7 protein-coding genes are annotated in these 8,954 nt (G+C 70.5%); all 7 read left to right on the top strand.

What is annotated here, in order from left to right; all coding sequences use genetic code 11:
* The first annotated feature begins 1,086 nt into the window (after positions 1–1,086).
* Complete coding sequence (locus PUR61_RS38525) at positions 1,087–2,070, top strand: hypothetical protein (RefSeq protein ID WP_329884478.1); 984 nt, start codon at positions 1,087–1,089, stop codon at positions 2,068–2,070.
* A gap of 369 nt (positions 2,071–2,439) precedes the next feature.
* Positions 2,440–2,910 (top strand): hypothetical protein, encoded by a 471-nt coding sequence (locus PUR61_RS38520; RefSeq protein WP_329884476.1) that lies wholly within the window; start codon positions 2,440–2,442, stop codon positions 2,908–2,910.
* A gap of 562 nt (positions 2,911–3,472) precedes the next feature.
* On the top strand, positions 3,473–4,657 hold the full coding sequence (locus tag PUR61_RS38515; RefSeq protein WP_329884474.1) for a hypothetical protein: 1,185 nt from the start codon (positions 3,473–3,475) through the stop codon (positions 4,655–4,657).
* A gap of 299 nt (positions 4,658–4,956) precedes the next feature.
* Positions 4,957–5,757: a hypothetical protein gene (locus PUR61_RS38510; protein WP_329884472.1), complete on the top strand. Its 801-nt coding sequence runs from the start codon at positions 4,957–4,959 to the stop codon at positions 5,755–5,757.
* A 194-nt stretch (positions 5,758–5,951) separates the two neighbouring features.
* Positions 5,952–6,671, top strand: coding sequence for a hypothetical protein (locus tag PUR61_RS38505; RefSeq protein ID WP_329884470.1), 720 nt, complete (start codon positions 5,952–5,954; stop codon positions 6,669–6,671).
* Between the two features lie 825 nt (positions 6,672–7,496).
* A complete protein-coding gene (locus tag PUR61_RS38500) occupies positions 7,497–7,985 on the top strand; it encodes a hypothetical protein (RefSeq protein WP_329884468.1) in 489 nt (162 codons plus the stop codon).
* 247 nt (positions 7,986–8,232) lie between these two features.
* Positions 8,233–8,679, top strand: coding sequence for an XF1762 family protein (locus PUR61_RS38495; RefSeq protein WP_329884466.1), 447 nt, complete (start codon positions 8,233–8,235; stop codon positions 8,677–8,679).
* The last annotated feature ends 275 nt before the right edge of the window (positions 8,680–8,954 follow it).

Genomic DNA, 8,954 nt, shown 5'->3' with positions numbered 1-8,954 from the left:
GCACGAACTCCTCGGCATGCCCACCGACGAGGCGTCCGTCAACATCACCCGCAGCCGCCTCGGACGCCTCACTCGCCAAGGCTTCCTCACCCAACCCGGACGAGGCCGCTACCAGAAACGGACTTAACGTCCACTGAGAGCCGGCCGCTGCCCGGCACCCCTCCAACTGGGTGCGAGATGATCCGCAGCCGACAGCGCACCCAGGGCGGGGACGTCCAGGCCGCATGTGGGTGGTCGACGCGTTCGAGCCCTGGCGCCCCACTCCCGACAACAGTGCCATCGAGCAAGTAGCCGCTGCGATCGCCTACAAGGAGGGCAAGACCTCCGACGAAGGCAGAGAAGAGGTGAGAGGCAGCCCGCGCGGAAGGCGGAGCCCCCAGAGAACGAGCCGCGGCCGCAGGCCAGCTGACAGTGGTCGGGCCCGCGCGAAACGGTTGGAGCGACACTCCACGCAGGACAACCCCCATCACCCCACCGCGTGTCGGTTTTCCAGAATGCCCGCCTCCGTCCAACGCACCGGGCATCGTTGCCGTCATGTCCCGCCATCGCCGCCGCCGTTCTGGGCACAACCCCCTCGTGCCCTCCACTTCAGGACCAGGACACCCCGCCGGCGGTTACCCCCCATCTGCAGCCCTCGGCCCGCAGCCGGCCACCGAGCAGGACCCCGGCCTCGCCGAGCTGGACCTGCCACTTCCCGGGTGGCCGCCCACCTGCTGCGCGGCCACCCGAAGCCGAGTGCGGACGGAGGGCGGGGACGTTCTCATCCTGACCGTCCACGCCTTCGGTTGCCCCGTTTGGGCGGCCCGCTGACCACATCACAGCGACCCGCCGGCGCAGCAGATCACAACCCAAGTACCGCCTGTCGACACCCGAGCCGCCCGCGGCGAAGCCCACTTGATCGGCACAGCGCCGCCCCTACCTTCACGGCCATCAACCCGGTGCAGCCCCCGGTGCACCCGCCCCTCCCCGGAGAGATGGACGATGGTCGTTGCCGACACCCCAACCCTGTCAACCCTGCTCAGGCCCGGCATTGCCGTGCTGGTCAGCACCCCGAACGGCCTGGACCATCCAGGCACCCTCACCGGCGTGACCGATCGCGGCCGCCGGTGCACCGTCGACATGAAGCCCGTCGAGGGCAGCGCCTACGACAGCCCCACCGGTCTCACAGTCGCCTGGCCCGCCAACCGCGTTCGGGCTGCTGGTACCACCCTCGCCACGGCAACTCCTGTCGAGATCGACATCGCTCTGGCCGCACTCGACTCCCGGTACCGGAAGGCGCGCCATCGCCTTGATCTCGCCGTCGAGGTGCTCCATGCAGCGGTCGGAGATCGCCGGACCGGCAGCACGAGCCGCGGACCGTGGCGCATGTCCGACGCCCAGGCACTCGAAGCCGCCCGCAGGAGCGACCGGACCGACCATGCGTTCCCCCCAGGCCTCGACGTCCACGCAGCAGCGAGCACCGAGCTCCGAAGGATCGCTCAGGAGCAGGCGCCGTACCTGGCCGAGTGGAAGCGGCGGGGCGGTTGGAGCCGCACCTTCCTCGCCCAACCCGACCGCGGAACCGGGCACGCCCACCGCAGCGAACACTGCTCCACCTGCCACAACGGACCGCAGCGCACCCGACTTGCCTGGCTGACCGCCTACTCCGGCGCGACCGACGAGCAGATCGTCCGGGACGCCGGGGAGCGCGCCTGCACCGTCTGCTTCCCCGACGCTCCGGTCGACGTTCTCCGCCGGCCCAGCCGCATGACCTCCCGCTCAGAGGCCGCGGCCCGAAAGGGGCGGCAAGACCGGGAACTGGAGAAGGCGGCCCGGGCCGCCACGAAGGCCGCCAAGGCAATCGCCAACCCCGACGGAACCCCCCTACGCGTCACCGGACGCGGGCGGACCGAGACCATCGAGACCACCCACGCGGCCCGCATGTGGCTCGCCGACACCTTCGAGTCCTGGCGTCCCGCACCCGATGACAGCGCCATCCAGCAGGTAGCCGCCGCGATCGCCCACAAGGAGGGCAAGACCCCCGAAGAAGCCATCGAGGAGGCGAAGACCCGGACCCGCCGCCGAAAGTAGCGGCCCCGCTGCGCCGACCGATCCTCCGGTCGGCGCAGCGGTGTGCCGAAGGAAGGGTCGAACCGATCCGCAGACGCAGGGCGGAGCCTTCGGGCAGGCCGCCGCCGCTCAGCACGGGTTGAGTCGGGACGCCCTGGGCTGTTCGACCGGTGCCACCGCAGGCGAGGTCCGTGTAGCGCCAGGGGCCGCAGCGCGGGCCCGGCCTGCAACGGCGAAGGGGCCGTGGACGCACTTGACCAGCCGCTTCCTGCGGCTACGTTGACGCCCCACAGCCGGGCCGGACGGCTGACACTTGCCCCGGCCCGCGCCTCGTCAACCGACTGCGCGATCTGCCGCAGACCGCCTTCTGCACCCGTCCGGAGCTGACCCATGCCCCGATTTCCTCGTCCTCTCGCCGGCGTTTTCCGACGTTCCGGCAGCGCCTCGCAGCCTCGCGCCCAGGCCGCAGCCTCGGCCAGGAGCTACACCGCAACGGTCCTCCTGAACGTCACATCCGGTCCGCGTGGCCAGTACCTGAACTTCTTCGGCTACCAGCACGGCCAGCCACTCGCCCGGGCGGAGATCCTCGGCGACGGTCCCCTTGTCCTGACCGTCGAGGCGTCCACCGTCGAGGCGGCAGCCGACCATGTGTACCTCATCGGCAACAGCGCCGGCGCTGACTCCTTCAACCGCAGCTGGCCAAGCGGCGTGCGGGCGCTCTCCGTCGGAGACGTTCTGCACATCACCGGATCGGACGGCCGCGAGGTTCACCTGGCGGTGGCCTCCGACGGTTATGAGCGCGTGGATGCGCCGACCAACATCGTTCCGTTGGCCGGCAGCACCGCTATCACCCACGTGTAGATGTAGATCCCGTCCACTGCGTGTGGCCGCCCCTCCTGCGGGGCGGCCACACGCATTTGAGGCGTCGAGCGCGCCCCCGAACTCCGTACGAGGGCCCACAGTCTGCTTTTCCAGGTCCTGTTCGAGGTTCTGCTCAGCCACTGCCGAGGTAGCCAGATCGCGGTGGCTGGTGAGTGGTCCCGCTCGGCGGCCAGCAGCGGACGACATCTTCCGGGGACTGCCCGATCTGACTGGTGGTCTCCGGTGGTGACGCAAACGTCTGCCCCGACCACGCCCGCGCGCTTCGAGGTGCTCGGCCCGGCGGCGACGGCCGCTGCCGGCTCGGGCGGCAGGCCGGACCGAGCCGATGTGATCCCGGCTGGGGGTTGACCAGCTCGGCAAGACAACTACCTTCCCCCTTGCTTCCACCGGGCACCAGCGACGGCCGATGAGGTTCGCGCGCCAGCTCGGCCGCGGGCAACGACTCAGCTCGGCCCGCCCAGATCAAGCGCTCACTCCCGCCGGCGCCGCACTTACCAGCAGGCGCGGCCGCGGCGCCATCCCCCCTGCGACAAGGAGCATCATGTCCGCATCCCCTCGGCCTTCGGTCCGCGGCTGCCTCCCTGAACATGCCGCCGTTCCGGCCGTTCAGGTCGCACTCGACGTGCTGGCCGACGCCAAAGTGACTCGCGCCGACCTCGCCTCCGAAGAGGCGCACCAGGTCAGGAACCTGCGTTGCACGGTCGGCGCCGTCGTCGCACCCCACGGACGCGCCTCCTCGGTGATCGTGGAGTGGTACGAGGACGGGGCCGTCGACGAGGCCCTGCTGCCGGCCCGCCGGATTCAGACGGTCCGAAGCGCGCGCAACCGAGCCCTCGACGAATGCGCTGGCCTGCTGCGCGACATCGGCTACACGGTGACGTCCTCCGAGTCCTCGCTCACCCGCACCCGGCGGCTACACAGCCTGCTCGTGTCCGGCGCGCCCTACGAACCCGCGAGGAACGTGACACGGGCCCTCACCTCGCGCGGCCTGTCCCGGGCCGGTGTCCTCCCGCCGTACTGGGAGACTCCGGACCTGTACCGCGTCATGAGGGCGTCCGGCGCGCTCCTCCTGACGTTCTCGCACGCGACGAAGGTGGAGCGGGTCCGGGACGCCGTTGCCACGCTGCGCGCCCGGGGCCTGAATGCCAGCGAGGACGCGCCGAGCCTGTACGGCGTCCTGGTGCGCCGAGGCGAACGGCCGACCGGCGAGCGCGACGGACTGCGCCCGGAGACCCCCGAGTGCCAGGCCGCCCGCGACCTGCTGTGGGCCCGCGGATTCTCCCGAGAGGACTGCGAGCGCGGCACGATCGGACATCGGGTCTACCCGCAGTTGCCTCCGCACCTTCGAGACGGCGTCTTCAACGTCGACAACACCTCGCCCACCGTCCTTGCCGCCTTGCACGACCGGGTGAGCGTGACCGCGCCGGACCTCGCCTACGCAGAAGGACACGGCCGGGACCTGGCCACCGCGCTGTCGGCCGCGCACGAGGTGGCGTTCGCGGAGGCCGGCTGGAGCGTGGTGCGCGAGGACCCGATCACCATCACGGCGCACCGCGCTTCGCACGGCCGCGGCCCACGGGCGAGGTGCGGCACCGGAGGCCGCCGAAGCAACGCCCTGACCTCAGTCCTGACAACGAGCGCCCCACGCCTCGCCCACAGGGCCGCGCAGCATCCCTCTGCTGTGCGGCCCGCCGCCGTCAGGACCAAGCAGTCGGCGACCGGATGATGCGCTGCCCACCGGCCCGCCGCCGTCGGCATCCGGGTTTGCCCGCCCGGCGTCCCGGGCCGGACCCGAAGCGCCCGGCACGTTGCTGCCCCGACATGCCACGTGTAACCAATACCGGAAGGGCGCTTCGCTGAGCTTGACCCGCTGTGACGGGTAGCTACCTTCCGGGTTGAGGGATCGCCACGGACCATTCCCCGCAGGCCACTTGCGCCCGGCGACGTTCCGCACCCCACGCTCCACCACCGTGGGCCGCCGCAGAACTTCCTTCACCCCATCGCTACCGTGATCGGAGTATCACCATGGCCCCAAGCACGCTTCTGCTTGACAGCCTGATCCACAGCACCGAGCCGTCCGAACCCCACCAGCTGAGCACCTTCACCAGGGTGAAGCCCAGCGGGCGTCTCATCGCCATCGTGGACGCCACCTCCACCATCCTGGGTCTGCGATCGACGCGCGCAGATCTGCTGGACCTCGCCGACGGTCAGCACGTCACCGTGGTGACCCGCAACCTCGCCCCGGTGTTCTCGACGCCGCAGATCCACGCGTGGCAGGGGCGGATCGTCCAGCAGCCGGGCCTGACCGCATTCAAGCCCAAGGGTGCCCGCACCCGCGGCTACGACCTCGCCCGGCTCGGAGACGTGCTCGACATCGTCCCCGGGTTCGGACCCGAAGACCTGGACGAGGCCCGGAAGCGGATCGAAGCCGTCACCGCACTCTTCGCCCAGGCGACCGACCTCACCCCTGACAGCTTCACCGCGCTGCCCACCGCCTCCAACGCCACCTTTGAAGCCCCTTGCACGATGGCGCTGGTCACGACCCTCGTCGGCCCCGACCAATCGCGTGTCAACGGCGCCCTGTGGCTGCTCAGGGACCGCATCCCGGACCCAGACATGCCGGGCGACACCCTGAACGGCGTCCTCATCGTCCCGCCCTCCACGCTCACCAGCGAACACGGAAGCGTCTACACCAGCCGACTGCCCCAGACCACCGCCGTCCTCCCGCTCACCACCCCCATTCCCTGGCCGACCGCCTCCGACCTGGCCGCCCCGGGCACCTACCTGACCACCCTCAACCACCTCACGCCCCCGACCACCGCCTGACCGCTTCCGGCCGCCCCGCTCACCAACCAGCGGGGCGGCCGCCAGCACCGCCGACCACTTGACCGGCCAAGCGGGATCGCTACGGTCCCGGCCAGCACCTCAGACGCAGTGCACCACGAAGCCGCACACACGCGTCACCGAGACCGACCACCGCACCCCGACGCCCATTCCCGAATACGACCCTGGAGCGCCCGATGTCCGGCGACATCCCCGTCACACTGGTCCTGAGTTCCTGCCCACACGACGAAGTCAGACCCCTTCTTGTCGCGCTCGACGCACACGACTTCGACACCACGTGCAACAACCACGACGTGGATGCCTGCGTCCAGCTCGGAACCCGCTGGACGGACTGGGAGGCATACACCGAGGACCTCCACGCCCTCTACGAGGACCTTCGCCGCGCCGCCCCGCACGCCGGCCTCGCCGTGGTCGGAGGCGCCAGCGAGTCCGGCCCGGGCATCCTGCGCCTCAACCACCCCGTGCTCGGCGACTACCCCCGCAGGGTCCCCACCCAGGACGACCGTCCGGCCCCGCTCTTCACCCCGACCCAGGTCCGATCCATCCTCGACGGCGTCGCAGGGAAGCCGAACCGCGACCAGCTCGTCAGCCTCGCCCTCGGTGAGCCCTGGAGCGAGCAGTTCCATCCCCTCCCCGACCCGTACAGCTGCCAGACCGTGGCCACCGCGGACCAGCTTGCCGCCGATGCCATGACCATCCACACCGACATCGCCCACGGCCACCTTGCAGTCCATCAACTCCTGCGCGACCCGCGCGGCACACTGTGGGCCACCGCCACCCACCGGGCCGGAGACAGCGTCATCCTCAAACACGAGGGCCTCAACCGCCGGGTCGTCGAGCGCTGCCGTGACCGGCACCACGCCGCCGACAGGCTGAAGACCCGACTTCGACGGTGATCGAGTCGCCCCAGCCGGGCCGGGGCCGGAACCCCGACCGCTAGAACGCAACCACCGCGCCACCGAACAACCGCCCGGCCGAGGGCCGCTCGCCAGGCCGCCACGCCTGGCAAGCGGCCCTCGGCTGCATCGTTGCCCTGATCAGCGGATCGACACCTCCCCGTGTGCACACCGCACACATGCCGCAGGTCAGCATGGATCACGATCAGACCGCTCCTTCCACCTCCGAACACCCACCGGAGCACCGGAGGCTTCCGACAGCGGCACCCACTTGGCGGCAACTCAGCAGGACCTCTGCTGAAACGAGGACACCCGCTGGCCATGACTGTGACCACCATGTGAGGCCTGCCTCGTCAGGCCCGATCCCCATGACGCCACCGTGGCCCCGTGGGTCGGTCCAAGATGCAAGAGCTGTCAGAGATTCAGCTCCCGTCGCACATGATTACGCCCATTGATTTTGTGCGGGCCACCCTGCTTGGCGTTGGCGGGGGTTGGACCCCCTCCGTCATCGCCTCCACCATCCGTCCTGGGCCCGCCAGCGGCCCTGACCTGAACATCCCGGGCCGCCGCTCAAGGTCGCGGTCCGGGGTTGATCAGCGCTCTGCCGCCCCTATGGTGCGCCCTGTTCCCACTCGTCGGCCGTGGCCCTGTTTCCGGCCGTGTGGGATTCCCGGCGCCTTCCTGCCCCCTCTGACACCTGGGCGGGGTCCTGGCTGCCACCGGTAGCAGGCGCTGGGCGGCCGTCGCCGCCGTCACCGGCCTACTCCGGCTCGGTGAACTCGTCCGCGGCGACCGGTTCTGATCGTCCCTTCCGAAGGAGTCTCAATGCGAAAGCCCCACACCCTGACCAAGGCCTGCCCGCACCGCTGGTGCCGGCCCCTGCACCGCGTCCTCGCCACCGAAAGCATCGTCCTCCTCGCGGCGATCTCCATCCACCAGTTGGCATACCTGGCCTATCTGCTGGTGCTCGTTGTCCTCGTGACTGCCGTCGTTTCCCTCACCACTCGGCGCACCGCCACCGACAGGGCGATGGACGACTTCAAGAGGGTCGACCCGGCCGACGTGCGTGTCGGCTGGGCGAACCTCGCCGTCAGCCTCGACTTGGCCTTCGCGGTGATCGGCCCGCTGGCTATCGCTGGCGTCCTCCAGGCAGAGCACAACACGATGATCATCACTGCAGTCGGCCAGGGTCCGGCCGCCACCATCATCGGCACGCTCGTCAGCTGCGTTCCTCCCGTTCTCAGCACGGTCTCGCACTATCTCGCCACGCGGCCCCGTCGCCGTAAGCGCGTCCTCGTGCCTGCTACCAACTAGTCACCTGCCCGGCCGGCAAGGCTCTTCCGGCCGGGCACTCCCCACGAACAGCAACCCCGCCTCGTCCTCACATCGCGGTCCCGAGGTTGACCGCGCTCTGCCGTTCCTACGGGGCGCCCTCCCGTCGCGGCCGGTCCGGCACCGGCTGTGACCGGAGGGCTCCGTACTCGCGGACCAGTCCACCCCCGCCGACCCGCTCGATGACACCGTGAGGGCAGCGGGCCCCACTCCGAACCAGGAAGCCGCGATGCTCCACATCACACCGGTCCGCTCACGCGCCGCGCGCGCCTTCGTCGCGATGTGGCACCGCCACCTCCAGCCACCCCAGGGCCAGATCTTCGCCCTTGGCGTCGCCGACCACGACAGCGTTCTTCGCGGCGTTGCGATCGTCGGACGACCCGTCGCACGCCACCTCGACAACGGTCACACACTGGAGGTCACCCGCGTGGCGACCGACGGAACCCGCAACGCCTGCTCCATGCTGTACGCCGCCACCTGGCGAGCGACCTCAGCACTCGGCTACACCCGGCTGGTCACCTACACACAGGCCGACGAGACGGGCGCATCGCTGCGCGCCGCAGGATGGCGCGTCATCGGGCAGCGCACTCCCCACGCCGGCTGGGACCGGCCGTCGCGCCCGCGTCAGACACTCGGCAGTGAGCACATACCCCGCATGCTCTGGGAAGCCCCCTGATCACCCGCTCCTCCCCGGGCCCCGTCGGTGCCGCGTCCGTGCCAGGTTCGCGTCCCGGCTTGACGACCTCAACTACGGTCCCGTGCACGATGCCCTCACCGGCCTGGTCACCGGCGGCCACACCTGCGAGGTGTACGTCCCCGACGGCACCGCCGCCAGCTGAACACTCCGGGCCGTCGTTCGCCTCCCGACCCGGGGCTTGACCGGCACTCTGCCGCCCCTACGGTGTGCCCTGTCCCGCCCGGCCGCTGTCGAGAGTCGCTTGCGCTCCGGTG

This window comes from Streptomyces sp. BE20 (assembly GCF_036322525.1).
In the GTDB taxonomy this organism is placed as follows: domain Bacteria; phylum Actinomycetota; class Actinomycetes; order Streptomycetales; family Streptomycetaceae; genus Kitasatospora.
This window is presented reverse-complemented; position numbering and strand designations above follow the sequence as displayed.